Source organism: Amycolatopsis samaneae (assembly GCF_039541975.1).
GTDB classification, from domain to species: domain Bacteria; phylum Actinomycetota; class Actinomycetes; order Mycobacteriales; family Pseudonocardiaceae; genus Amycolatopsis; species Amycolatopsis samaneae.
In genome coordinates this window covers 1-23,944 of the sequence record NZ_BAABHG010000017.1, presented here as the reverse complement: position 1 = coordinate 23,944, position 23,944 = coordinate 1, and the positions used below count along the sequence as shown (strand labels likewise).

The window sequence follows — 23,944 nt, the reverse complement described above, 5'->3', positions numbered from 1 at the left end:
ACGCCATCGGGCGCCCACGGCCTGGGATAGGATCGCACGACGTGGGAAGCCCTTGACGAGCTCACCACCCGAGATGCCGGAGGAGATTCCTTTGCTGTCTCCGGCACTGGGAAGCGACGGATCCGAACCACACCTGGCCGCGACGGCGGAGCCACGCGGCACGGCGAGCGCGGACCAGCGCCCGAAACTGGCGTGGTACCTGGCACGGGCGGTCGTCACCACGGTCTTCCTGGGACACGTCGCGGTCACACTGACCACTCTGGAGCGAGCCCATCTCGGTTACCTGCGCAGCACCTACGGCGTCCTCGCCGTGGTCGCGGTGCTGGCGATCCAGTTGTTCTACTTCAGCCGCCCGGCCACGCGGCTGAACTCCCCGACGAGCCGGGTGATGCTCGCGATCGAGGCGTTCCTGGTGTACGTCCCGATCTTCACCTTCGGTGAAGTGTGGACCGGGCTGCCGTCCTTCCTGGCCGGCAGCGTCCTGCTCGTGTTCCGTCCCCGGGTCGGCTGGCCGCTGTTCGCCGCCGTGCTGCTGTCCAAATCCTTGCTCCAGCTGCATTTCGGCTCCGGCGCGCTCGACGCGGTCTACACCGCGGTGGCGGGCGCGGCGTTCGGGCTCGACGTGTACCTGATGAGCAGGCTCGCCAGGATGATCACCGACCTCCACGCGGCGCGGTCCGAACTCGCGCAGCGCGCGGTCGCGGAGCAGCGTCTCCGCTTCGCGAGGGATCTGCACGACCTGCTCGGGCTGAGCCTGTCCGCGATCGCGCTCAAGGGCGAACTGGTCCACCGGCTGATCCACCGGTCCATCGACCAGGCCCAGCGGGAGCTGTCGGAGATCACCGGTGTCGCGCAGCGGACGCTGTCGGACGTGCGTGCCGTCGCCCGCGGCTACCGCGAGGTCTCCCTCGCCAACGAGTTCCGTGCCGCCGAATCCCTGCTGCGGGCCTCCGACATCGCGGTGCGCGTCCACATCGACCAGAGCGCGCTCCCCGTGCAGGCCAGGACCACCCTCGCCAAGGTGCTCCGCGCGGGCGTCACCGACGTGCTCCGGCGCGGCGAAGTGGACAGTTGCGAGATCTCCGTGCGCAAGCGGCGCGACCAGGTGTCCCTGGACATCGTCAGCGACGGGGTACGCGACGAGGAACCCGACGCCGAGAGCGAGTACGACAGCCTCGTACGGGAACTCGAGTCCCTGGGCGGCAAGGTGTCCGCCGGGAAGGACGGCGACGGGCGCTACCGCTTCCACGTCGAACTGCCCCTGCCCGAGGAGCTCGGCCCCGACGACGAGGCCGCGAGCGGCGAGCGCCGGGACCTCGACCGCGGCGACACGCGACAGGTCCGCGCGCTGCTCACCGCCACGTTCTGCACGGTCACCCTCGCCGTCGAACTGCGGGTACTGACGGTCACCCGCGAGGCCTGGCAGATCCTGCTCATCACCGGCTACCTGGCCGCCCTGCTGACCCTGCAGCTGTCCTACTTCAGCCGCCCCACCACCCGCCTGCGGTCCCCGCAGAGCTACGGCCTCCTGTTCGTCCAGGCCTGCCTCATCTACCTGCCCGCCATCCCGCTGGGCGACGACTGGCTCAGCGTCCCCGGCATGCTCGCCGGCAGCGCGCTGCTCGTGCTGCCGCCCATCGCGGGCTGGGCCGTGTTCGCGGTGACGGTCGGCAGTACCGTGTGGATCACCGTCGGGCACCAGGTCGGCACGTACGCGATCATCTACAGCACCACCTCCGCGGTGCTGTCCAGCCTGGTCGTGTTCGGCCTGACCTGGCTGGTGCGGGTGGCGGCCGAGCTGGACAACACCCGGCGGCGGCTCGCCCAGATCGCCGTCGCCGAGGAACGCCTGCGGTTCGCCAGGGACCTGCACGACCTGCTGGGCATGACGCTGTCCGCCATCGCGCTGAAGAGCGAGCTCACCAGCAGGGTGCTGCCGCTGGACCGGGGACGGGCGGCCGACGAGCTGGCGGAGATCCTCGGCCTGACCAGGCAGGCGCTCTCCGACGTCCGCTCGGTCGCCAGCGGCTACCGGGAGCTTTCCCTGGAGAGCGAATCCCGGTCCGCGCAGTCCATCCTCCAGACCGCGGACGTGCGGGTGCGGATGGAGATGGAGCACGCGGACCTGCCCGCCCCGGTCCGGACGGTGCTGGCCGTCGTGCTCCGCGAGGGCGTGACCAACGTGCTGCGGCACAGCAACGTCGAACACTGCGAGATCGCCGTGCGCCGCACCCCGGAGGGCGTGAGCCTCGACATCGTGAACGACGGGGTGAACGGCCGGCCCGCCGAGCCGGCGGAGGCACCGGCGGAGCCGGCCCGGCTGGAAGCGCCGAGCAGCGGTATCCGGAACATGTCCGAACGGGTCGCCGGCCTCGGCGGAAGGCTCACCGCGGCGGTCGAGCCGGACGGCCGGTTCCGGCTCCGCGCCGTCGTCCCGGCCTGACCGGCCCGGTACCGGGGTCTCAAAGCCAGCCGGAGTCCTTCGCGATCCTGATCGCGTCGACCCGGTTGCGCGCGTTGAGCTTCGCGACGACGGTGGTCAGGTAGTTCCGCACCGTCCCGGCCGAGAGGTACAGCCGCGCCGCCACCTCGACCGTCTCGTAGCCCTCGGCGGTCAGCCGGAGCACGTCGATCTCGCGGCCGGTGAGCGGGCAGTCCGCCGCGTCCCACGCCGCGAGCGCGAGGTCGCCGTCGACCATGCGCCGTCCCGCGAGCACGCCGCGGACGGCGTTGGCGAGCTTGTCCGGCGGCGCGTCCTTGAGCAGGAACCCGCTGACCTTGGCGGCCAGCGCGCGGCGCAGGGTGCCGGGCCTGCCGAGGCTGGTGAGGATCAGCGTGCGGCAGTCCGGCAGGTACTCGTGCAGCTCCTCGGCCGCGGTCAGGCCGTCCTTGCCCGGCAGGTCGATGTCGATGACCGCGACCTGGGCACCGGTCGCGCGCGCCACCGGCAGTATTTCGTCGCCAGAGGCGACTTCCGCGACCACCTCGATGTCGGGTTCGAGCTGCAGCAACGCGATGAGCGCACCACGGACGATATGCATGTCCTCAGCAACCATTACCTTGATCACCCAGTGTCCCCATTTCACCGCACAGCCCCCTCGGTGTTGTCAGTTAAACATCCGCGAGGGACTTTCAGCTGCGCCATTCGGGTAACCCGAAGTGCGGTCACCAGGACATACGGCGGCCGCGCGAGCGAGCCGGAATTCGTTCCGCGTACGTCCGAACACCTTTGGTTACAGTACGGTGTTCGAGTTCGGGGAAAACACTTCGGCCGGGTGCGGCGAAAATGGAAAACCGGCCGCCGGGCGCGTGCTCATCACGCCACCGGCGACCGGCTTGCTTCGGGAAGGTGCGCTCCCGGACTCTCGACCAGGGCTGGTCAGGGGTAGGTCGGCGGAATCACGCCGCTTCGAGCAGCAATTCCGCCATCAGGCAGTCGGTGGTGCCCGATATCCGGCCCTTGCCGTTGATCCACTGGTCGAAGTGGTTGATTTCGAGTTCTGCCGAGCTGTCCACGTTCTCGACATCGATACCGTGGTCAGCGAGCAGAGAAAGGACGTTGTCACAACCGTGCTTACGCATGTCGAGGCTCCCAGTGGTGAATCAGAACGGTTCACGTACCGAAAATCCTCCGCTTTCCCCGGCTACGATTCCAGTGTCCGCGTCACCGCGCGGCCGTGTTTTCCACATGCTCCGCGCAGCGCGCCCCGCTAGGCCGATCGCGCCACGGAGAGCGACGATCGGGCGGCCGAAATGCCCTGTTCGGTACTCAGGGTAGTCAAGCCTGTCGCACCGGTAGGCGTGAAGTGACATGCTCGCGTGCCCTGTCCCAGGCCGTCGGCCACGGATCGGCGCCCGCCTGATCCATGCCCGGAATGGGTATGAGAAACGCATGTCCGCCGCGTGGGGAACCCACGTCGAGTCCTTGCACCGAGCACTTAAGAAGTAGACGCGTCCGCTCTTAGAGTCATGGGCGAAACAATTCCGGCCGATCGGCCACAGGCACTTCGGCATCCCGTCGGCCCGGGTAACGGCGAACAGGAAGGGCGGCCACCATGGATGAGATCGTCCGGCGAGCCGTGGCACGCGCCATCGTGACCATGCGGGACAATCTGGGCGAACGGCTCACCATCGACGACATGGCCCGCTCGGCCATGTTCAGCAAGTTCCACTTCTCCCGGGTGTTCAACCGGGTCACCGGCCTGTCCCCCGGCCGGTTCCTCTCGGCGCTGCGCCTGGCCGAGGCCAAGCGGCTGCTGCTGTGCACGTCGACGTCGGTGACCGACATCAGTCACCAGGTCGGTTACAACAGCGTCGGCACGTTCAGCGCCCGGTTCAGCAGCAGCGTGGGGTACTCCCCGACGGCGTACCGCCAGTTGCGGGGCCGCACCCCCCGGCTGCCCGAGCGGCCCGAGGGCGTCCGCTCCGGGGCCACCGTGCGCGGGCAGCTGTGGTGCCCGCCCACGAGCGCCGTGGGCATGGTGTTCGTCGGCCTGTTCCCCGGCCGCATCACCGAAGGCGTGCCCGCCCGGTACACCTTCCTCACCGGAGGGGGACCGTACGTGCTGCCGGACGTGCCCACCGGGACCTGGTACGTCCTGGCGCACGCCGTCGGCTCGGGCGCGCCCGAGGACGGCGGGCCGTGCCCCTACCTCGGCACGGCCGGGCCGGTCGTCGTCCGCGAAGGCGTCGCGGCGAGCCTCGCCGACGTCCGGCTGCGGCCACGCCGCGGCTTCGATCCGCCGACCTTGCTGGCGCTGCCCGACCTGCGGCGTGCCACCCCGCGCCCGGTCGCGGTGTGAGTCCGCCTTCGCGGAGCGCGACGGACGGGCCCCGGCCGCACGGCCGGGGCCCGTCCGTTTCCGGGTACCTCAGGCCACCGCCCGCGGGACCGGCCGCCGCACCGCGCGGCCGAGCCCGGCCGCGAGCGGTTCCGTCCGGGTGGCCAGGGTGATGGCGACCGGCGGGTCCGCCGGCCCCGGTGCCCGCAGGTCAAGGCGCACCGTCGTCCGGCCGCCGGGACCGACCCGCGGCCGCCACGGCAGGGTGCCGACCGAGAACGTCGACGCCGGGGTGCCCTTGGCGTGTTCGGCCACCGCCATGACCGTCCACTCACCCGGCGGGACACCGTGGATCGTGAGCTCGCACTGGCCGGTTTCGGCGAGCCCGGCGAACGCGACCGGCCCGCTCTGCGGGATCGCGTCACCGAACAGCCCGACCAGGACCTGTGCCGGGGCCGCGCCGGGAGGCGTCGTCAGCCGCGCGGTGAGCGTCCCGGTGTGGCGCTGGACCGGGACGCAGCCCCTGCCCATTTCTCGCAACCGGCTCAGCGCCGGCATGCGCTGGAAGTGTGGCGCGACCGCGACCATCAGCTCACTCACCTCGGGCGCGCGGTACTGGCTGGGCGTCATCCCGACCGCGCGGACGAACCGGCTGGTGAACGCCCCCACGCCGCGGTAGCCCACCCCGCGCCCGATGTCCGGCACCGACAGCGACGTCGTCAGCAGCAGCCGTTTCGCCTCGAACAGCCGGACCGCCGTCAAGAACCGGCCCGGCGTCACCCCGGTCGCACTGGTGAACACCCGGGAGAAGTGGAACGGGCCGGCGAACACCTCCCCGGCCAGCTCGGTCAAGGTGATCGGCTCGCAGTATCGTTCGTGCATCGACGAAATCGCCCGCAGCACCGCGGGCGGCACCGGTCGTACCGAACACTCTGGTCCGTCCCCCAGCGCGGGTCCGCCGGTGTCCACCGGCCCCACCGCGGACGCGACCGCTCGTAGCTCCATTTCCGCACCCTCGAATTCCTGACGATGACATTTCCCCTTCTGTCAGATAAGACGCGCACCATCGCGGAACTCTCGACAAGTGATTGAGCGGGCGGCAATACCACGCCGCATCGGGAAATGCGTCCGTTCGGACGATGCCGATCGCACGCCGACCTGCGGGTATTGCTCCTGCCCGCAGTGCGCGCGACGCACCGGAAACACCTGTGTCCTTCCGGCCGGCACGATGTTTGTCCACGAAAGGTCCGCTGGTTAGCGGCCAGGGCGTACAATAGGTGGGCAGCGGACGGAACTGGGGTGAGAGGTCGTCGTGATCAGGGTGTTGCTTGCCGAGGACATGCATATGGTCCGCGGCGCGCTCGTCGCGCTCCTCAACCTCGAATCCGACATCGAAGTGGTCGCCGAAGTCGCTTCCGGGGACGAGATCCTGCCGACCGCGAAGGCGGTGCAGCCCGACGTCGCGGTGATCGACATCGACCTGCCCGGCAAGGACGGCCTCACCGCGGCGATGGAGATCCACGAGAGCCTGCCCGACGTGCACACGCTGATCCTCACCTCACTCGGCAGACCCGGCACCGTGCGGCGCGCGCTGGACGCCAAGGTCAACGGCTTTCTGCTCAAGGACGCGCCCTCGGACAAGCTCGCCAACGCCGTGCGCTCGGTCGCGGTGGGCCGCCGTGTCATCGACAGCGAACTGGCGCTGGCCGCGTGGGAGACCGACGAATGCCCGCTGACGCCGCGGGAGATCGAAATCCTGCGGCTGGCCGCGCGCGGGCGCAACGTCGCCGACATCGCGTCCGAGCTGTACCTGTCCCCCGGCACGGTGCGCAACTACCTGGCCGCGGTGGTCACCAAGCTCAACGCCCGCAACCGGGTGCACGCCATCCGCATCGCCACCGAGGCCGAGTGGCTCTGACCCGAGGGGAAACCTCCCGCTGAGCGGGGCGGGTTTCCCGGTCAGCGGGCCCTGCCGGGCCGATGGGGACGCAGGGCGGTCAACGGGACACGCACGGAGAGCCGGTGCGTGCCGTCCGGCTGGATCGCCGCGCTGAGTTCGCCCCCGTGCGCGCCGACCCGGTAGGTCAGGTTGCGCAACCCACAGCCGGTACGGGCCTCCCCTTCCAGGTCCTCGGTGACGCCGTCGTTCACCAGCACCAGCCACGCCGTCCCGCCCGCGGCCCGCACGGTGAGCTGGCACCAGCTCGCCTTGCTGTGCCGGATCACGTTGGTCACCCCTTCCCGCAGCACCGTGGCGAGCGTGGTGGCCACCGTCGTCGACAGTTCGAGGGGGCCGCGGTCCACGAGCACCTCGACCCCGGCCGCGCGCAGCACCCCGACCGCGCTGAGGCATTCGTCGTCGAGGGAGAGTTCACGGTAACCCGCCGCGACCGAGCGGACGTCGGCCAGCGCCTTACGGGACATGTCGAGGATTTCCGCGAGTTCCTCCATCGCCCGCTCCGGCTGGTCGGCGATGAGGCGGTTGGTCAGCTCGCCCTTCAGCGTGATGGCCGACAGGCTGAGCCCGAGCAGGTCGTGCGCGTCCCGCGAAAACCGCCTGCGTTCTTCGGCCACCGCCCGGCGCGTCAGCTCGCGCCGGGTCTCGGTCCGCTCGGCCGCCAGCCGCGCGGACCAGGTCAGCCCGAACACCGCCAGTGCCGTGACGGCGGTGAACACCGCGCCGAGGAGCCCGGCGGTCGCCGACGGCCCCGCCGCGCCCGCGAACCCGGTGAGCGCCCCGGCCACGGCCACGACCAGCGCGGCGGCCGGCACCGCGACCGGCGGTCTGACCACCAGCAGCAGCCCGCCCGCGAAGAATCCGGAAAAGACGCTCCAGGCCGCGCCGAACTGGAGGACCGGCAGGTAGCCGAGCGCGGCCTGCAGGACCAGCGCGGGCCCCACGTAGCGCGGGGCCGGCAGCCTGCCCAGGCAGGTGAGCAGGACGGCGACCAGGCCCGCCGCGTACCCGAGGCCCGCCACCCTGGCCGGCCACGACGCGGTGTGCGCGAGCACGGGCAGCACGGCGAGCACCGCGATTCCGCCGTACACACCCACCCGCGCCGCGAAGACGAGTCCGGGAACGGGCCCGCCCGCGAGGCGGCCCAGGCCGTTCCCGAGCGGTGGATCCGCCGGATCACCCGTCGACGACGGCCGCCATCTGCCTGTCCCGAGCTCCTTCGCCATCGCTGCCACGGTCGCCCCTCCGTGTCTAGCTTCCCCAGTGGCACAAAGGTAACAGGTAATGATGTTTCCGGCAGGAAGGAATCACCCTGGCAAAAGCGAGCGTATGGTCAACCGGCCGGGGTCACCCGGCTTCGGAGGATTCGGTCACGAAGGGAAATCGAGAACGCACTCGCCGACACCCACTTCGGCGGGCCATTCCAGTTTCAGTGCCCGGTCGACCCGATCGCTGGCATCGACCGGCACGGCGTGCGCGGCCAGCCCCATCGCCTTCGCGATGAGGTACAGAACCTGTTGCAGCGCACCGACATGCAGCAGTGTCGTGGCATAGGCGGCACCGCCGAGTACCCACGCGATCCGGGACATCCTCGCGGTCATCGTCAGCACCAGCGACGGCCTGCGGTGGCTGCCGCCCGCGACCATCGCCATGTCCAGCATCGGGCTCAGATCCGCGGCGTCGTCGTTGATCAATGTCAACGTGTGCCACAGCGGGTCATAGTGGTAGATACCCCGCGCCAGCCCGGAACAGCGGTTGACACTGACGTAGATTTCCAGTTCGTAAAGACACGCGACACTGAAGTACGGCCGCTGCGACGCCTCATGGCTCGGCCCGGCGGGCAGATGCGCCGGGCCGACCGAACGGACCCGCGCGGACCGGTAGAGGAACTCGCCGACCTGCTCCGCGGTCAGCTCACGGTCGGTGAACTCGGGGCACACGTGATCGGTCTCCAGCAACGAGGTCAGCGTCGTCAGCGCCGTCCCCTCCGCGTCCTCGCTCAGATCCGGCCGGTACAACGGAAAGGTGGGCCCGGCGCTGACCGGCTTGACCACCGGCGGCGCGGCACCGGCCCGCCGGGTCTCCAGGTCGGGCGGGCCGCCGCTCTGCCAGGTACGGCTGCGGGTGTGGAACATGAGGTCGTCGGGCGCCCACAGGGCCAGCTCGGCGTCGTCGTCCTCGGCGAAGCGGCCCCGCTCGTCCCCGGTCAGCACCACGCCCGCGGCCACCAGGAAGGCGACGACGTCGGTGACGACCGCCTGGGACACCCCGGTCGCCGCCGCGATCCGTTCGGCCGAGGTCGAGGCCGCCAGTGAGCAGGCGATCACGATCGCCTGCTGCTGTTCGAGCAGGACCTTGTACCGCGCCCCCGGCGAGGCCAGCAGCATCCCGCCCGCGCCGGGCCGCAGCGAAACGAACCGGGACAGCTTGACGGGCCGTTCGGCGGGCACCGGGTGCACGGAGAAGTGCGGCGCGAGCGTCACCGGGATCGCCGAGAGCAGCGGCGCCCTGCCGTCGGCGAGCCCCAGCGAACGGACCACCGAGCCACCGAGCCTGCCGAGCGCCTTCCGCAGCGGGACCGTCCAGTACTCGCTGCTCGGGTCCGAGTAGTGCACGGCGGCGGCGACGTTGGTCAGCGAGATCGGCCCGAGTGCCATCCGCCGCAACGATTCGCGGACCAGCACGCCGGCGTCGGGGAAGTCGAACTCGCCCCAGCGGGTCACCACGACGAGCGAGCCGTCCTCACCGATCTCGACCAGCGCGTCCTCCGTGAGAGACCACAGCTGGATCGTCTCGGCCTGCCCGTCCGGGCTCTGCGGTGTCACCTGAAACTCCTGTTGTCCTGCGCGGCTTCCCGAGGGCGGTTCCCACGGGTCGCGTTCCCTCCGGCCGTTCTAGAGGAACAGCGGGAACGGATTCAACCGCTCGTACGGCGTCGGTGCGGCCAGCCTCCCCAGGCGCACCGGGACGTCGAACAGCCTGCCGGGGGCGAAGCGTGCCCAGAAGTGCCGCAGCCCGGGCACGACGACCTTCACCACCGGCAGGTCGACGTCCGGGCGGGTCTGGTCGAGCACGAGCATTTCCATGCCATGGGCGGACAAGGTACGCCCGAGTGCCTCGACGTCGTCCCGGACGTCCTTGCGGTGCACGAACTCGAAGTCACCGATCGTCCTGGCCCGCGTCCCCGCCACCGGCCGCAGGTACGGCTGGTTGGCGACGGTCGCGTAGCGCGCCCAGCGGGCGGCGTCGACGTCGTCGAACAACGGGCCGTCCTCGACGACGGCGGGCAGCAGCTGGTTCAGCTCGGTGACCGCGCGGCGCAGTGCGATCCGGGGGTCGAGGTGCGCGCCGAGGCCGAGCATGATCTGCTCGGTCGGCCCGTCGGTCCGCCGGGACAGCGCCACCATGACCGGCACGCCCAGGTCCGAGGTGACGTCGAGGGCCCACAGGTCGCGGCCGAGGTCGGCGTAGTGCCCGGTCATCTCCTCCAGCAGCGGATCGCCGAAGGCCCCCAGATCCACCCCCGGCACGGGCGTGCGGTTGTACCACCACAGCGCCACGGCGTCGCGTTCGATCAGTTCCAGCGTGCCCTGCAGGATCGCGTCTTCGAGGCTGCTTCCGGCCGCGCAGCCGTTCGAATCCGCGCGGACCCCGCGAATGCCGCACTCCGGCGGGGTGCCGTAGTACAGGTAGCCGGTGGGGAGCAGCCTGCGCCGCCGCCGCGTGAGCGACCACACCGGCGTCCAGTCGATCTCGGCGTCCTCGTCGAAGCGCTCGCACACGTGCTGGAAGGTCGCGTGCTCGGCGTTCCACTCCCCGCGCTCGCGGTACTGCCGATCGGCGAAGAGCATGCACGTGTTGGGGTGCACCGCCTCCTCGCCGAGGGAGCGCAGCGACCCGCGGATCCGGAGTTCGTCGCCCTGGTAGTTCCCGGAAAACCGTTCCGCCGCCTCGCAGAGCGCGCCGACTTCGGCGTCGATCGGGGTGGCACCCTTCCCACCGTTCTCGCCACGCAGCCCGGCGCGCAGGCCGGCGATACCGGTGATCCCGCGGGCCACGTTCAGCCCGGAGCGGTAGGCGTTGACGAACGGCGGCGCGTTCGGGTCGCGCTGGATTTCCTTGATGATCCCGGTGACCGGACTGACCAGGTGCCGGTAGCGGTCGAGCATCTGCGCCGCAGTGAGCGTGCGGTGCCCACCGCCGGAGGAGGTCACCTTGACCGCGGCGCCGAGCACCACCGGCCGCGCCGCCTGCCCGGCCACGAGCCCCGGGTCCCCGCATTCCGGGCACTGCGGCCGCCTGCGCAGTTCGTGCAGCCTGCCCTGCAGGTCGAGGGTGTCGAGCACCCAGACGCAGTGCTGGCCCCGGTACCGGTAGCCGGCCAGCCATTTGGTCGTCTCGAGCGCGATGAGGTGGGCCGCGGCCGCGGTCAACGGCGGCACCGCGGACACCGGGCGCCGCGCCGGGCCCGCGTGCCCGAGCACGGCCTGCACACAGGCCTCCGCGTGCCGGTGCCCCCACAGCCTGCTGGTCAGGCAGTGCCAGCAGGCGGACTCACCCGGCTGGAGGAACGGGCCGATCCACACCTGGGCCCCCACCGGGCGGGCGAGCAGCCAGGGTTTGCCGGTGCGGCGGTGCTCGGCGTCGATCTCGGCGAGGCGGGGGTCGAGGTAGTCGCCGCACAGGACCACGGAAAGGTCGGCGAACCGGCTGTCCTCGGCGAGGTCGAGCGCGGCGTCGGACAACGCGCGCCCGACCTGGGTGGTGTCGACGTCGTCCCCGACGGCGTACAGTCGTACGCTGGCCGGTTTCTCGCGGGCCGCGACGGCGGCGCTGTCGATACCGCAGGCGTCCCAGTAGGCCAGTGAGCGCTCGTCGGCGGCTTGGTCCTCCGGGGCGCGCAGGCTCACCAGACCGGCCTCGGCGAGCCGGGCGAGCAGCCCGGTGACCTGTTCGGGTGCCATGCCTTCGGGCCGGGAACGGAGCAGGTCGTCGAGATCGTGGGTGCCGTCCAGGAGGGCCGCGAGGGAGGCGATGTGCGCGCCGCGCATGGCGATGACGCCCTGTTCGGAGAACAGGTAGGCCCCGTTGCCCTCACTGATCTCGGCGCGCAGATGCCGTTTGAACCCCAGCGTCCGGCTGGCCGTCCCGGCCGTCATCGCGCACCGGGCCGGGAACGCACGGGCGATGCCGATGTCTCGCACATAAGCACTCCTGCCGTGGTGGGAAACCCCGTAGGGGAGATCCTGCTTTCACCGCGGCCCGGCGGCCAGTGCCTGCCACACGGATCGAGTATGCGAAACGCATATGGCACCGGGGGTGAAACCCACTGTCCGCCGATGCCGGGCTCACTGGTACCCGATGGGGTCCCTGCGCCACAGTCAAGGACGAAGACTGTTCCCCGATGCGCCGGGAAGGAGGGTTCAGTGACGCACGCCGAACGTACCGTACCGAACGCACCGTACGACGCGGCCCCCGCCTCCGGCGGCACCGGCTCGGTGCGGTTCGCCGTTCTGGGCCCGGTCGAGGTGATCCGCGACGGGACCGACCACGCGCCCAGCACGCCGAAGGTGCTGCAACTGCTGGCGATGCTGCTGATGCGGCCGGGCAAGGTGGTGCACACCGAAGCGATCATCGAGGAGCTGTGGGACGAGGCCCCGCCCCGCAGCGCCCGGACCACGCTCAACACCTACGTGTACCACCTGCGCCGCTGCATCGACCGGCACCGGCTCGCGCCGGACGGCGAGGCCATGCTCGTGCGGAAACCCCCGGGGTACGTGCTGCGGATCGACCCCGCGCAGGTCGACGTCTTCGCCTTCCGGCAGCTGCAACGGAAAGGGCACGCGGAACAGGCACGCGGCGAACACGCCGCCGCGGCCGCGTCGTTCCGCGCTGCACTGGACCTGTGGACCGGCCAGCCGTTCGCGAACGTCCACTGTGGACCGGTACTGTCCGCCTACGCGGCCGAACTGCTCGAACGGCGCCGGGGCACCCGGCAGTCGCGGATCGAAGCCGAGCTCAGCAGCGGAGCGCACCACGAGCTGATCGGCGAGCTCCGTTCGCTGGCGGCGGCCGATCCCCTTGACGAAGCGGTCCACGGACAGCTGATGCGGCTCATGGCCCGCAGCGGACGCCGCTCCGACGCGATGGCGACCTACCGGCGCCTGCGTGTCCGGCTGAACGAAGAACTCGGGGTGCAACCCTGCGAACGGTTGCAGCGGCTGTATTCCGAGCTGATCCACGACGGGGGCGCCTCCGTCCCGCCAGGCCGGCACGACCGGCGAGCACACCGCACCACCGAGACGCACCACTGAGACGCACCACCGAGACGACGCACCACCGAGACAATGTGAGGACCGGGGTATGAGCACTCGCACCTACGGACAGTTCTGCGGCCTCGCCCGCGCACTCGAAATCATCGGAGAACGCTGGGCACTTCTCGTGGTACGCGATCTCGTACTCGGCCCGAAGCGCTTCACCGATCTCCAGCAGACATTGCCGAAGATCCCCGCCAGCATCCTCTCGTCGCGGCTCAACGAACTCGAACAGTCCGGCGTCATCCGCCGCCGCGTCCTGCCCCAGCTCGACGCCGGAGTCGTCTACGAACTCACCGAATACGGCTCCGAACTCGACCAAATCGTCCTCGACCTCGGACTCTGGGGAGCACGCTCCCTCGGCCACCCCGGACCCGACCAGATCTTCACCCTCGACTCCGCCATCCTCTCCCTCTACACCACCTTCAACCCCGACAACGCCACCGGCGTCCACATCACCTACGAAATCCAGCACGCGAACAACATGGTGATCCACGCCCTGATCGACGACGGCGCGCTCAAGGCGGGTGAAGGCCCGCACCCGGACGCCGACCTCGTCATCGAGCCGACCGGGCCCAGCTTCATCGACGTCCTCACCGGCGACCTTTCCGCCGCGGACGCCATCCGCAGCGGAAAGGTCCGGATCGAAGGCGAACCACAGCACCTCGAGCTGTTCACGAAGCTGTTCCACATTCCGGCCCCGCCCGAGCCCTCCGAAGGTATCAGCGTCCACTGACCTCCCGCGGCGCGACGCGATCGCCGGTGCCACCGGTTCCCACCGGTGGCACCGGCGTTTTCGCGCGCGCACCCACCGTCACCGGATTCGCCGGGCAATCCGCCGAACAGCGCAATCGACCGGTCAAGTCCGACAATCCGGAGTAACCATCCGGAGCGGACAAGCGGCTATCGTCGGGAAGAACCGTGTTCGGACGCCGGAAGGGGCTGCCATGTCGACCTCCGAATTCACGCGGCCAACGGGTTTTCTGGGGAGTTTGAACAGCAGGTACCACCACGCCGCGCTCGCGGTTTTCATGGTCGTCGTACTGGCACACTGGGCCGAGCATCTGGTGCAGGCCTTTCAGATCTACGCGCTCGGCTGGAAGGTGCCGGACGCGCGTGGCCTGCTCGGTATTCCGTTTCCGTGGCTGATCAGCTCGGAATGGCTGCACTACGGCTACGCGATCGTCATGCTGATCGCGTTGTTCCTGTTGCGAAAAGGTTTCGCGGGGCGGTCACGGCAATGGTGGAACCTGGCACTGGGTATTCAGTTCTGGCACCACATCGAACATTTGCTCCTGCTGCTGCAGGCGCAGGCGGGCTGGCGGTTCCCCGGGCAGAAGGTGCCCTCCAGCATCATCCAGATGTTCGTTCCCCGGGTGGAACTGCATTTGTTCTACAACACGATCGTCACCATCCCGATGGTCGTCGCGGTGATCCTGCACCGGCGCGCGTCGGCCGCCGAGCGCGCGCGGACGGGCTGCTCCTGCGGGGCGTCCCGGCCGGCGGCTCCCGCGCTGTCCCGGCCGTGACCACGCGGACGGCGCGGCGCGCCGGCGCCCTGCTGCTGTTCCTGGCCGGCTGGCTCGGGATGGGCGTGCTCGCCGCGGCACCGGCCTCGGCGCACGTGGAGATCGTCTCCTCGACGCCCCGTGACGGGACGCGGCTCGGCGGGGCCCCGGCGCAGGTGTCCGTGCGGCTCTCGGAGGACGTCGGCATCCAGCCAGGGTCGATCCACGTCGTGGACCCCCGCGGCAACCGGGTCGAAGAGGGGCCGGTGTTCCAGCCCGGCGCGGTCCCCGAGGAACTGGCCGTCCGGCTGAAACCGGGCCTGCCCGACGCGAGCTACCTGGTCGAATACGCGTTCGTCTCGGTGGATTCGCATCCGGTGCGGGGCACCTTCGCCTTCGTCGTCGGCGCGGGGCCACTGGTCACCTCGGCCGGGGCGGTGTCGGCGGCGACCGGCACCGACGGGCTGGTGGACGCGCTGTTCACCGTGTTCCGCTGGGGCTCGTTCGCCGGGGTCGCCCTGCTCGGCGGCCTGGTCTTCGTGCTGGTCTGCCGCCGGGCGGGACGGACCGACCCGAGAGTGCGCCGGGTGCTGCGCTACGGCTGGGCGCTCTCGGCCGTCACCGCGATCGCCGGGTTCCTCCTGCAGGGCCCGTACGTCGCCGGGCGCGGGGTGTCGGCGGTGTTCGACCCCGGCATGCTCGCCTCGACGCTGCGGGTGGCGTACGGGAAGCTGCTCCTGCTGCGGCTGGCCGCGGCCGGGGCGCTGGCCTGGCTCCTCCCCCGGCTGCTGGTGCCGGGGGACGCGGTGCCGGAACGGCTCCGGTCGCGGTACGAGAATCTGACGATGGTGGCCGGGTTCCTGGTGCTGCTGACCTTTTCCGCCTCCGGGCACGCGGTCGCGGACCCGATCATGTTCTTCTCGGTCGGCGCCGACCTGGCGCACTTCGGCGCGATCGCGGTGTGGATCGGCGGGCTCGTCCAGCTGGCGCTGTGCCTGTGGCGCCCCGCCGCCGGTGAGGACGTCGGCGCCGTGGTGGCCCGGTTCTCCCGCATCGCGGCGACGTCGGTGGTGGTGGCCGTGGTGAGCGGCGCCTACCTCAGCCTCCGGACGGTGCCGTCGCCGAGCGCGCTGTGGTCGACGACCTACGGGGTGCTCCTGGTGCTCAAGCTGGCCGGGTTCGCCGGGCTGCTCGCGCTGGCCACCCTCGCGCGGCGGGCGGTCCTGCGCGGAGCGGGCACCCGGCACGGCGGCGGGACCGAGGTGCTGACGGTGCCGCTGCGCCGGCTGCGGACCGCGGTCGGCGCGGAGGTGGCGCTGGCGACGGTGGTGCTGGGCCTGGCGGCGATGCTCTCGTCGATCTCCCCGAGCGGCTGAACCGCTACTCGACCGGCGAGATCGGCGGGCGGAAGGGGCCCCAGGTGAACGCGGGCAGCCAGCGCGCGGGGTCGGTGTCCCAGTTCAGCGCGCTGAGCTGGGCGGCTGTCCGCCTGCCCGCGAGACCGCGGTAGAGCACGTCGGGCCGCGCGGTGACCCCGGCTCCGACGGGTCCCGTCCCGGCGAGCCAGGTGCTCCCGCCGGGCGTGGTGATCCGCACGGCGGGCAGCCCGCGTTCCACCACCGCCCCGGAGAACCCGCGGACAAGGACCTCGAAGCTGGGTACCCAGGCCACGTGCTCGGCGGGGAAGCCGTGGCCGAGGGCGAAGCGCAGGTCGAGCTCGTGGGTGAAGGCGTCCATCACCAGTACCTCACCGCGCTGCCCGCCCGCCACCGCGAGCCGCCGGTCCACCTCGGCACCGAGCAGGTCCCAGCGGTCGAGAAGCTCGCCGACGCCGGGTTCCCCCGGCACGGCGGACGGGACCTCGGCGCCGAAGCGGGTGAGCACGCGCTCGGCGATCTCGACCAGGTGCGCGACCAGGTCACGGACCGTCCATTCCGGACAGGCCGGCACGGGCTCCGCGCCCACCCCCGGGGTGTTCGCGAGCAGCCGCCGGATATTGCGCCGGACCTCGGCATAGCCGACGTGGTCCTCGGCCACCACCGCGTTCCGCGCACCGCTCGTCACGCCCGGCCTCCTCCCGAGTCAGGTGACGCTCAGTATGCGCGCGGACCGGCGCCGGTGGTTCTCACGCCGTGCGCACCGGACACCCGGGGTGCCCGCACCGGGAAATCGGCGAAGGTGCAAGGTAGCCGGGGAAGGTGATCACCGCGTCGGGACGGGAGGCGATCGACAAGTGCACGCCCTGTGGTCCACGGACGAGCAGTGGGCCCTGCTGCCCCCGATCCTGCTCGCGCTGGTGCTCGGCACCGCCATCGGCATGGAACGCGAAGCCGGGGCCAAGAGCGCGGGCCTGCGGACACACACCCTGGTCGGAGTCGGTTCCGCGGTGTTCATGCTGGTCTCGAAGTACGGCTTCGCCGATCTGCTGAGCACCGAGCACGTCGCGCTCGACCCGTCCCGGATCGCCGCGCAGATCGTGTCCGGGATCGGGTTCGTCGGCGGCGGGCTGATCTTCGTGCGCCGCGACGCCGTCCGCGGGCTGACCACCGCGGCCACCGTGTGGGTGGCGGCCGCGGTCGGCATGGCCTGCGGCGCCGGGCTGCCGGTGCTCGCGGTGGCCGCCACGATCGGGCTCTTCGTGATCACGCGTGGTTTCCCGCCGCTGGCGAAGTTCGTGGCCCGGCATCGCAAGGAGCCGCCCGTCGTGCGGCTCAGCTATCACGACGGGCAAGGCGTGCTCCGCGATGTGCTGACGACCTGCACCGGGCGCGGCTGGATCGTGGTGCGCGTCGCGGTCGACCGGGAGACGGTTTCCGAGGAGGGGCAACGGATCGCGGTGGTCACGCTGTTGCTGGACGGCCGCGGCGATCTTCCCGATCTCACCGCCGAACTCGCGGAGCTGCCGGGGGTGCGCAGCACCGCGACGGGCGCGGAGGATCCGCTCGAAGAATAGGCGGAACAACCGGCACGGGCGCGATCGCCCGCCATGCGGCACACTGGTGGCAGCCGAAACCCCGGTACCGCAACGAAAACACGCGGCCGAGGAGAAACCATCCAAATGGGAGGTGAGCATGATCCCCGGTGGTGGCGAGGAGAAGACCCGCTCAGCGGCCGGCTTCGACCTGGCGTGGCGCGGTTTCCATCGTGGCCAGGTCCGGGAGTTCGTCGAGCTGGCCGAAACCGAGCTGCGCCGGAGGACGGCCGAACGCGACGAGGCGCGGCGCCAGGCGGCCCGGCTGGCCGAGGAGAACCGCGAGCTGCGCGCGCGGATCGACCGGATCAGCCGCACCCCGATCGCGCCGGACGCGTTGCAGGAGCGCTCGCGCCGGATGATCGAGCTCACCCGCGAAGAGGCCGCCGAAATCACGACGCGGGCGCGGGAAAAGGCCGAGCAGACGCGGCGTGACGCCGAACTGGAGGCGGTCGAACTCACCAGGCGGGAGCGCAAGCTGGTCGCCGACGCCGAGGAAGCCTCGCGTCAGGCCGAGCGACGACGCCGCGAATTGGACGAGCAAGCCGCCGCGCGGCGCGCGCGTCTCGAAGAGGATTTCGACCGGGCGATGGCGCTTCGACGTGCCGACGCGATGCGAGAGCTGGCCGAACGCGACGCGACCGCGAAGGCCGAAGCGGAACGGCGGGTGCGCGAGGCCGGGGCCAGGGCCCAGCGGATCGTCACCGAGGCCGAAGGCAAGGTGGCCGCGCTGGAGGACGTCCGGCGCAGGCTCGCCGCGAGTCTCACCGGCTGCCGCGACCTGCTGTCGAAGGCCAATGCCGCGCTCGATCCCGAGCCCGATCCCCGGCCCGGTGCGAAGAAACCCGCCGTCCCGGTCCAACGGGTCAAACCGGTCGCCACCCTTTCCGACGCCGCGAGTGGCGGCTGACCTCGGCGAGGACCGCCCACGCCATACCCGGGAAGGGTATACTTTCCGGCAGGTATACTGCGGTCAAGGGACGACAACGAAGGGGTCGGGTGCATGGCGGGCTACAGCAGTGAACGGGAGGCCTACCTCAAGCGCCTGCGCCGGATCGAGGGCCAGATCCGCGGGCTGCAGCGGATGGTCGAGCAGGACAAGTACTGCATCGACATCCTGACGCAGGTGTCCGCGGCGACCAAGGCACTCCAGTCGTTCTCCCTCGAACTGCTCGACGAGCACCTCGCCACCTGCGTCGTGCAGGCCGCGGCCACCGGGGGCGAGGAGGCCGACCTCAAGGTCCGCGAGGCCTCCGACGCCATCGCCCGGCTGGTGCGTTCCTGAGCCACCCTCCTTCCCCGCCGGCGGCCGCGGTCGATCACTCCCCCGGCGGAGCCGGGCTCAAGTCGGCCGACAGCCAGTGCTCCGGCCGCAGGTAGATGGCCACGTGCTCGCCGAGCTGGGTCAGTTCGTACTCGACATACCCCTCGACCTGCGCCGGGGGCAGGTAGCGGGCGGCCATCTCCGTGGTCCGCTCCCGGCCGCCGGGCACGATCCTGGTGACCGGTCCCTCCACCGACACGTAGCGCACCGTCGGTTCGACGCGCTGGACCATCAGGCTGAACCGCCCCGCCGCCCTGATCGCCGCGGTCTTTCGCGAACGCACGCCCGTGTTGATCCACAGCTCCCCGCCCGGGGTGTACTGGTACCAGATCGGGACGGTCAGCGGGGCACGGCCGGGCACCTCCGCCACCGCCAGTGCGCCCACGTGCGGCTCGGCCAGGAACTGCTCTCGTTCTGCTACGGATAACGCCATGTGCGCGACGGTAACGTCACCCACCGACAATTCCGGGCCGTCGTGCTCCCGTGGTGCCGGTAAGGCCACCTTGCGGGCGTCGGACGCCCGCAAGGTGGCCTTACCGGCACGGCAACAGGGAGGACCGCCCGCCGCTCAGCGGGTGACCGCGCGGAAGCCGCGGAGCCGCAGGCTGTTCGTCACCACGAAGACCGAGGAGAACGCCATCGCCGCGCCCGCGAGCATGGGGTTGAGCAGGCCCAGCGCGGCCAGAGGCAGCGCCGCGACGTTGTAGGCGAAGGCCCAGAACAGGTTCCCCTTGATCGTGGCGAGCGTGCGGCGGGACAGCCGGATCGCGTCCACCGCGGATCGCAGGTCGCCGCGCACGAGGGTCAGGTCGCCCGCCTCGATCGCCGCGTCGGTGCCGGTGCCCATGGCCAGTCCGAGGTCGGCCTGGGCGAGCGCGGCCGCGTCGTTGACGCCGTCGCCGACCATCGCGACCACCCGGCCCTCGGCCTGCAGCCGCCGGACCACCTCGACCTTGTCCTCCGGCATGACCTCGGCCTCGACCTCTTCGATCCCCGCCTCGGCCGCGATCGCCCTGGCCGCGCCCTCGTTGTCGCCGGTCAGCAGCACCGGCCGCAACCCGAGCGCGCGCAGCTCGGCGACCGCCTGAGCGGAGGTCGGCTTGATCGTGTCGGCCACGACGAGCACCGCGCGGGCCTCGCCGTCCCAGGCCACGAACACCGCGGTCGCACCACGCTTCTCGGCCGCCACCCTCGCCTCGTCGAGTGTGTCGTCGATCTTGACGCTCCACTGGCGCAGCAGCGCGGCGCGACCGGCGATCAGTGCCCTGCCCTCGACGATCCCGGTGACGCCGAGCCCCTCGGTGTTGCGGAACTCCTCGACCGCGGGCAGCGCGCCCACGCGTTCGGCGGCGCCGTCGGCGATGGCCTTCGCGATCGGGTGCTCCGAGGAGTGCTCGACCGCGCCCGCGAGCCGCAGGACCTCGTCCTCGGTGGTCCCGCCGGTGACGTGGACCTCGAGCAGGCTCATCCGGCCGGTGGTGACGGTGCCGGTCTTGTCGAGCACGATCGTGTCGACACGTCGCGTGGATTCGAGCACCTCCGGCCCCTTGATGAGAATGCCGAGCTGGGCACCGCGGCCGGTCCCGACCAGCAGGGCCGTCGGCGTGGCGAGGCCGAGCGCGCACGGGCAGGCGATGATGAGCACCGCGACGGCGGCGGTGAACGCCGCGTCGGCCTCGGCGCCGGTGGCCAGCCACGCGACGAGCGTGCCGAGGGCGAGCAGGATCACCACGGGGACGAACACCGCGGACACCCGGTCGGCCAGCCGCTGCACCGCGGCCTTGCCGTTCTGCGCCTGCTCGACGAGCTTGGCCATCTGCGCGAGCCGGGTGTCGTCGCCGACCCGGCTCGCGCGGACCACCAGTCTGCCGCCCGCGTTGACGGTGGCGCCGGTGACGGCGTCACCCGGCCCGACCTCGACCGGCACGGACTCCCCGGTGAGCATGCTCGCGTCGACGGCGGAACCACCCTCGGTGACCACGCCGTCGGTGGCGATCTTCTCGCCGGGCCGCACGACGAACAGGTCGCCGACGCCGAGGGCGCCGATCGGGACCCGCTGCTCACGGCCGTCACGCAGGACGGCGACGTCCTTCGCCCCGAGTTCGAGCAGGGCTCGCAGCGCGGCGCCGGAGCGGCGCTTCGACCGGGCTTCGAAGTAGCGGCCGGCGAGGATGAAGGTAGTGACTCCGGAGGCGACCTCGAGGTAGATGTTGACGCCACCCGCCCCGGGCTCGCTGAACAGCTCGAAGCCGTGCGTCATGCCCGGCATTCCGGCCATGCCGAAGAAGAGGGCGTACAGGGACCAGAGCGTGGCGGCGGCGACACCGAGGGAGATCAGGGTGTCCATCGTGGCGGCGCCGTGCCGCAGATTCGTCCACGCGGCACGGTGGAACGGCCAAGCGCCCCAGGTGACGACCGGCGCGGCCAGGGTCAGCGAGAGCCACTGCCAGTTGGTGAACTGGAGGGCGGGGACCATGGCCAGCAGGATCACCGGCGCGGAGAGGACCGCGGACCAGATGAGCCGGTCACGCAGCAGGCGCGTCTCGTCTCCCGGTTCGGCGGGTCCGGCCTCCGGCTTCTCGGGCTGGGGCGCCTTCGCGGTGTACCCGGTGGCCTCGACGACGCCGATCAGATCGCCGACCGATACGGACTCGGGGTATTCGACGTGTGCCTTCTCGGTCGCGTAGTTGACCGAGGCGGACACCCCGTCGACCTTGTTCAGCTTGCGCTCGACCCTGGCGGCACACGAGGCGCAGGTCATCCCGCCGATCGTGAGCTCGACCCGGTGCGGCGCGGTGGTGGCGGTCATGCGACAAGCCGGTATCCGGCCTCGCTCACCGCGGCCTCGATCTCGTCCCTGGTGAGCGGTGCCTCGCTGGTGACCTTCACGAATCCGGTGGCGACGTCGACATCGACCGAAGCGACGCCGGCGAGCTCGCCGACCTCTTCGCGCACGGAGCTGGCACAGTGCGCGCAGGTCATACCCTCGACGGTGTAGGTGGCTTCGGTCATGGGACTCGCTCCTCGCAGTAGTACCGCGGCGGTGATCACCGCCTACCGTCTTTATACCCCATGGGGGTAAGGGTTTGCTACCTCCCGCCCCCACGGTATGCCCGGTGGCGGGCAGGGCAGACTGCCGGGTATGCGGAAGCTCTACGCGATCGGGATCGGCGCCGGCGACCCGGAACACCTCACGGTCCAGGCGATCGACCGGCTGAACCGGGTCGACGTGTTCTTCGTGCTGGAGAAGGGCGAGGAGAAGGCCGATCTGGTCCGCCTGCGCCAGGAGATCCTCGACCGGTTCGTGACCCGCCCCGGGTATCGCGTGGTGCGCGCCACCGATCCGCCCCGCGATCGCGATCCCGGGAACTACCTGGCCGCGGTGGCCGACTGGCATCGGCGGCGGACCGACGTCTACGAGCGGATGATCCGCGACGAACTGGCCGAGGGGCAGCACGGCGCGTTCCTGGTGTGGGGCGACCCGTCGCTGTACGACAGCACCATCACCCTGATCGAGGCCGTGCTGGCGCGGGGGACCGTGGCCTTCGAGTACGAGGTCGTGCCCGGGGTGAGCAGTGTGTCCGCGCTGGTGGCCCGGCACCGCACGACGATGAACCAGATCGGGACCGCGGTGCAGGTCACCACGGGCAGGCGGCTGGCTTCGGGCTGGCCCGCGGGCGTCGACGACGTCTTCGTGATGCTCGACGCGCACACCACGTTCGACAGGTTCACCGACGCCGGACTGGAAATCTTCTGGGGCGCCTACGTCGGAACTCCGGACGAGATCCTGCTCTCCGGGCCGCTCGACTCCGCGCTGTCGGACCGCATCCGCGAAACCCGCGCCGAGGCCCGTGCGCGGCACGGTTGGATCATGGACATCTACCTGCTGCGCCGCCCCAGCCAGGGAGCCCCCGAAACGCGGTGATCCCACGGCTCCTGGCGAGCGGTCGTGGGGCTTTCGCCGGCGCGATCTACAGCGCGGGCGGCCCGGCTTCGACCCGGCGCAGCACGGGCTCCAGCTTGTCCTCCTCCGGGCTGCCGAACGGCAGGCTCTCCTCCCACCAGGTGACGCCGAGCTCGGCCAGCGGCTCGACGAGATGACGCGCCCGGACCGGATCGGCGGGAGTCGTCCCGCCGATCACCACGTCGAACGGTGCGTCGGTGGTCCGCTCGCGCCGGATGAAGCCGATCAGGTCCCGCACCTCGCCCAGGTCCGGCAGGCCCGTGTCGCCTGCCGCCTCGAAGATCGGCACCACGCCGTCCCAGCGGGCCGCCCGGCGCATCGGCCGCCGGTTGGGCCAGCGGCCCGCCACCCAGACCGGCGGGCGGGGCCGCCGCACCGGCGCGGGCAACAGCGTCACGTCGCGGGCCGTGAAGTGCTCGCCGGAGAACGTCACCGGTTCGCCCGTCCAGAAGCGGCTGATCAGGTCGATGCCCTCGTCCAGCTTCCCGGCGATCACCTTCGGGTCGGTGGCTTCGCCGAAGTCGCCGAACTCCGCGTCGAGGGGCGCGCCAAGCCCGACGCCGAACACGACCCGGCCACCGGAGAGGTGATCCAGCGTCGACACCAGACGGGCGAGCTGCTGCGGGCGGCGCCGGGCGACGGGCGTGACCATGGGGCCGAGCTGGATCCGTTCGGTGGCGAGCGCGGCGGCCGTGAGCAGAATCCACGGATCACCGAACGCGCGGCCGGGACGTTTGTCCAGCACCACGTGGTCCCAGACGAACAGGCCGTCCCAGCCCGCTTCTTCCGCCGCCGCCGCGACCCTGGCCACCGCTCGGGCGTCGGCGAAGTCACCGAAGTTGGGGATGCAGAACGAGAAGCGCATGGCCGTAGCCTGCCCAGCCGCGCGGAAGCGTGTCAACCGGATTAGCGCCCGGCGTCTCGGCCGAACTCGGGCAACGAAGAAAGGGCCCTGCCCGGGAGAACCAGGGGGTTCTCGACCGGGCAGGGCCCTTTTTCTTCAGGTAATGTTCGGCGGTGTCCTACTCTCCCACAACCCTTCGGTTGCAGTACCATCGGCGCTGTCGGGCTTAGCTTCCGGGTTCGGAATGGGACCGGGCGTTCCCCGCGACGCTATAACCACCG

22 protein-coding genes and 1 rRNA gene are annotated in these 23,944 nt (G+C 71.0%); 11 read left to right on the top strand and 12 right to left on the bottom strand.

The window, feature by feature from the left end:
- Positions 1-91 precede the first annotated feature (91 nt).
- Positions 92-2,443 (top strand): sensor histidine kinase, encoded by a 2,352-nt coding sequence (locus tag ABD987_RS35675; RefSeq protein ID WP_345404700.1) that lies wholly within the window; start codon positions 92-94, stop codon positions 2,441-2,443.
- A gap of 19 nt (positions 2,444-2,462) precedes the next feature.
- On the opposite strand, the gene ABD987_RS35670 is transcribed toward ABD987_RS35675, so the two are convergent.
- Together ABD987_RS35670 and ABD987_RS35665 are read right to left on the bottom strand one after the other, a co-directional pair.
- Positions 2,463-3,068 carry a response regulator transcription factor gene (locus tag ABD987_RS35670; RefSeq protein WP_486303890.1) on the bottom strand — a complete coding sequence of 202 codons (606 nt, stop codon included), beginning with the start codon at positions 3,066-3,068 and terminating at the stop codon, positions 2,463-2,465.
- A gap of 331 nt (positions 3,069-3,399) precedes the next feature.
- Positions 3,400-3,582 (bottom strand): hypothetical protein, encoded by a 183-nt coding sequence (locus ABD987_RS35665; RefSeq protein WP_345404693.1) that lies wholly within the window; start codon positions 3,580-3,582, stop codon positions 3,400-3,402.
- 473 nt (positions 3,583-4,055) lie between these two features.
- Between ABD987_RS35665 and ABD987_RS35660 the strand changes: the two genes are divergently transcribed.
- Positions 4,056-4,802, top strand: coding sequence for a helix-turn-helix domain-containing protein (locus ABD987_RS35660; protein WP_345404690.1), 747 nt, complete (start codon positions 4,056-4,058; stop codon positions 4,800-4,802).
- A gap of 69 nt (positions 4,803-4,871) precedes the next feature.
- Here the strand turns inward: ABD987_RS35660 and ABD987_RS35655 are convergent, their stop codons facing one another.
- Positions 4,872-5,786, bottom strand: a complete 915-nt coding sequence (locus ABD987_RS35655) for a helix-turn-helix domain-containing protein (RefSeq protein ID WP_345404687.1) — start codon at positions 5,784-5,786, stop codon at positions 4,872-4,874.
- Positions 5,787-6,093: 307 nt separating this feature from the next.
- Here ABD987_RS35655 and ABD987_RS35650 point away from each other — a divergent pair, with 307 nt between their 5' ends.
- Positions 6,094-6,699, top strand: a complete 606-nt coding sequence (locus ABD987_RS35650; protein ID WP_345404684.1) for a response regulator transcription factor — start codon at positions 6,094-6,096, stop codon at positions 6,697-6,699.
- A 41-nt stretch (positions 6,700-6,740) separates the two neighbouring features.
- Here the strand turns inward: ABD987_RS35650 and ABD987_RS35645 are convergent, their stop codons facing one another.
- The 3 genes from ABD987_RS35645 to ABD987_RS35635 form a co-directional block, all read right to left on the bottom strand.
- Positions 6,741-7,964 (bottom strand): sensor histidine kinase, encoded by a 1,224-nt coding sequence (locus ABD987_RS35645; RefSeq protein ID WP_345404681.1) that lies wholly within the window; start codon positions 7,962-7,964, stop codon positions 6,741-6,743.
- Positions 7,965-8,108: 144 nt separating this feature from the next.
- A complete protein-coding gene (locus tag ABD987_RS35640; protein ID WP_345404678.1) occupies positions 8,109-9,563 on the bottom strand; it encodes a SagB/ThcOx family dehydrogenase in 1,455 nt (484 codons plus the stop codon).
- A 69-nt stretch (positions 9,564-9,632) separates the two neighbouring features.
- Positions 9,633-11,897 carry a TOMM precursor leader peptide-binding protein gene (locus ABD987_RS35635; RefSeq protein ID WP_345405193.1) on the bottom strand — a complete coding sequence of 755 codons (2,265 nt, stop codon included), beginning with the start codon at positions 11,895-11,897 and terminating at the stop codon, positions 9,633-9,635.
- A 267-nt stretch (positions 11,898-12,164) separates the two neighbouring features.
- Between ABD987_RS35635 and ABD987_RS35630 the strand changes: the two genes are divergently transcribed.
- From ABD987_RS35630 to ABD987_RS35615, 4 genes are all read left to right on the top strand, one after another.
- Complete coding sequence (locus ABD987_RS35630; RefSeq protein ID WP_345404675.1) at positions 12,165-13,052, top strand: AfsR/SARP family transcriptional regulator; 888 nt, start codon at positions 12,165-12,167, stop codon at positions 13,050-13,052.
- Between the two features lie 49 nt (positions 13,053-13,101).
- Positions 13,102-13,788 (top strand): winged helix-turn-helix transcriptional regulator, encoded by a 687-nt coding sequence (locus tag ABD987_RS35625; RefSeq protein ID WP_345404672.1) that lies wholly within the window; start codon positions 13,102-13,104, stop codon positions 13,786-13,788.
- Positions 13,789-13,999: 211 nt separating this feature from the next.
- A complete protein-coding gene (locus ABD987_RS35620; RefSeq protein ID WP_345404669.1) occupies positions 14,000-14,581 on the top strand; it encodes a hypothetical protein in 582 nt (193 codons plus the stop codon).
- Positions 14,582-14,640: 59 nt separating this feature from the next.
- Positions 14,641-15,936: a copper resistance CopC/CopD family protein gene (locus ABD987_RS35615; protein WP_345405190.1), complete on the top strand. Its 1,296-nt coding sequence runs from the start codon at positions 14,641-14,643 to the stop codon at positions 15,934-15,936.
- A gap of 4 nt (positions 15,937-15,940) precedes the next feature.
- Here ABD987_RS35615 and ABD987_RS35610 read toward each other — a convergent pair whose 3' ends face one another.
- Positions 15,941-16,624: a maleylpyruvate isomerase N-terminal domain-containing protein gene (locus tag ABD987_RS35610; protein ID WP_345404666.1), complete on the bottom strand. Its 684-nt coding sequence runs from the start codon at positions 16,622-16,624 to the stop codon at positions 15,941-15,943.
- Positions 16,625-16,793: 169 nt separating this feature from the next.
- On the opposite strand from ABD987_RS35610, the gene ABD987_RS35605 reads away from it, so the two are divergent.
- The 3 genes from ABD987_RS35605 to ABD987_RS35595 all read left to right on the top strand — a co-directional run bounded on the left by ABD987_RS35605 (position 16,794) and on the right by ABD987_RS35595 (position 18,816).
- Complete coding sequence (locus tag ABD987_RS35605) at positions 16,794-17,513, top strand: MgtC/SapB family protein (RefSeq protein ID WP_345404663.1); 720 nt, start codon at positions 16,794-16,796, stop codon at positions 17,511-17,513.
- 118 nt (positions 17,514-17,631) lie between these two features.
- Entirely contained in the window at positions 17,632-18,441 is an 810-nt protein-coding gene (locus ABD987_RS35600; RefSeq protein WP_345404660.1) for a hypothetical protein, read from the top strand.
- Between the two features lie 93 nt (positions 18,442-18,534).
- Positions 18,535-18,816, top strand: coding sequence for a metal-sensitive transcriptional regulator (locus tag ABD987_RS35595; RefSeq protein ID WP_345404657.1), 282 nt, complete (start codon positions 18,535-18,537; stop codon positions 18,814-18,816).
- Positions 18,817-18,850: 34 nt separating this feature from the next.
- Here ABD987_RS35595 and ABD987_RS35590 read toward each other — a convergent pair whose 3' ends face one another.
- From ABD987_RS35590 to ABD987_RS35580, 3 genes are all read right to left on the bottom strand, one after another.
- Positions 18,851-19,288 (bottom strand): pyridoxamine 5'-phosphate oxidase family protein, encoded by a 438-nt coding sequence (locus tag ABD987_RS35590; RefSeq protein ID WP_345404654.1) that lies wholly within the window; start codon positions 19,286-19,288, stop codon positions 18,851-18,853.
- Between the two features lie 135 nt (positions 19,289-19,423).
- Positions 19,424-21,664, bottom strand: a complete 2,241-nt coding sequence (locus ABD987_RS35585) for a heavy metal translocating P-type ATPase (RefSeq protein ID WP_345404651.1) — start codon at positions 21,662-21,664, stop codon at positions 19,424-19,426.
- Positions 21,661-21,867 carry a heavy-metal-associated domain-containing protein gene (locus ABD987_RS35580; RefSeq protein ID WP_345404648.1) on the bottom strand — a complete coding sequence of 69 codons (207 nt, stop codon included), beginning with the start codon at positions 21,865-21,867 and terminating at the stop codon, positions 21,661-21,663. The genes ABD987_RS35585 and ABD987_RS35580 overlap by 4 nt, the downstream gene beginning before the upstream one ends.
- Before the next feature lie 130 nt (positions 21,868-21,997).
- Between ABD987_RS35580 and cobF the strand changes: the two genes are divergently transcribed.
- Positions 21,998-22,780: a precorrin-6A synthase (deacetylating) gene (cobF, locus tag ABD987_RS35575; RefSeq protein ID WP_345404645.1), complete on the top strand. Its 783-nt coding sequence runs from the start codon at positions 21,998-22,000 to the stop codon at positions 22,778-22,780.
- Between the two features lie 46 nt (positions 22,781-22,826).
- On the opposite strand, the gene ABD987_RS35570 is transcribed toward cobF, so the two are convergent.
- Complete coding sequence (locus ABD987_RS35570; RefSeq protein WP_345404642.1) at positions 22,827-23,684, bottom strand: LLM class flavin-dependent oxidoreductase; 858 nt, start codon at positions 23,682-23,684, stop codon at positions 22,827-22,829.
- Between the two features lie 144 nt (positions 23,685-23,828).
- A 5S ribosomal RNA gene (rrf, locus tag ABD987_RS35565) occupies positions 23,829-23,944 on the bottom strand; the annotation flags it as partial.

What these genes read in the sequence shown, in the direction of transcription:
- ABD987_RS35665 (WP_345404693.1), bottom strand. Translation starts at nt 3,582, where the DNA reads ATGCGTAAGCACGGTTGTGACAACGTCCTTTCTCTGCTCGCTGACCAC.
- ABD987_RS35660 (WP_345404690.1), top strand. Translation starts at nt 4,056, where the DNA reads ATGGATGAGATCGTCCGGCGAGCCGTGGCACGCGCCATCGTGACCATG.
- ABD987_RS35655 (WP_345404687.1), bottom strand. Translation starts at nt 5,786, where the DNA reads ATGGAGCTACGAGCGGTCGCGTCCGCGGTGGGGCCGGTGGACACCGGC.
- ABD987_RS35645 (WP_345404681.1), bottom strand. Translation starts at nt 7,964, where the DNA reads ATGGCGAAGGAGCTCGGGACAGGCAGATGGCGGCCGTCGTCGACGGGT.
- ABD987_RS35635 (WP_345405193.1), bottom strand. Translation starts at nt 11,897, where the DNA reads ATGACGGCCGGGACGGCCAGCCGGACGCTGGGGTTCAAACGGCATCTG.
- ABD987_RS35625 (WP_345404672.1), top strand. Translation starts at nt 13,102, where the DNA reads ATGAGCACTCGCACCTACGGACAGTTCTGCGGCCTCGCCCGCGCACTC.
- ABD987_RS35620 (WP_345404669.1), top strand. Translation starts at nt 14,000, where the DNA reads ATGTCGACCTCCGAATTCACGCGGCCAACGGGTTTTCTGGGGAGTTTG.
- ABD987_RS35615 (WP_345405190.1), top strand. Translation starts at nt 14,641, where the DNA reads ATGGGCGTGCTCGCCGCGGCACCGGCCTCGGCGCACGTGGAGATCGTC.
- ABD987_RS35600 (WP_345404660.1), top strand. Translation starts at nt 17,632, where the DNA reads ATGATCCCCGGTGGTGGCGAGGAGAAGACCCGCTCAGCGGCCGGCTTC.
- ABD987_RS35595 (WP_345404657.1), top strand. Translation starts at nt 18,535, where the DNA reads ATGGCGGGCTACAGCAGTGAACGGGAGGCCTACCTCAAGCGCCTGCGC.
- ABD987_RS35590 (WP_345404654.1), bottom strand. Translation starts at nt 19,288, where the DNA reads ATGGCGTTATCCGTAGCAGAACGAGAGCAGTTCCTGGCCGAGCCGCAC.
- ABD987_RS35585 (WP_345404651.1), bottom strand. Translation starts at nt 21,664, where the DNA reads ATGACCGCCACCACCGCGCCGCACCGGGTCGAGCTCACGATCGGCGGG.
- ABD987_RS35580 (WP_345404648.1), bottom strand. Translation starts at nt 21,867, where the DNA reads ATGACCGAAGCCACCTACACCGTCGAGGGTATGACCTGCGCGCACTGT.
- cobF (WP_345404645.1), top strand. Translation starts at nt 21,998, where the DNA reads ATGCGGAAGCTCTACGCGATCGGGATCGGCGCCGGCGACCCGGAACAC.
- ABD987_RS35570 (WP_345404642.1), bottom strand. Translation starts at nt 23,684, where the DNA reads ATGCGCTTCTCGTTCTGCATCCCCAACTTCGGTGACTTCGCCGACGCC.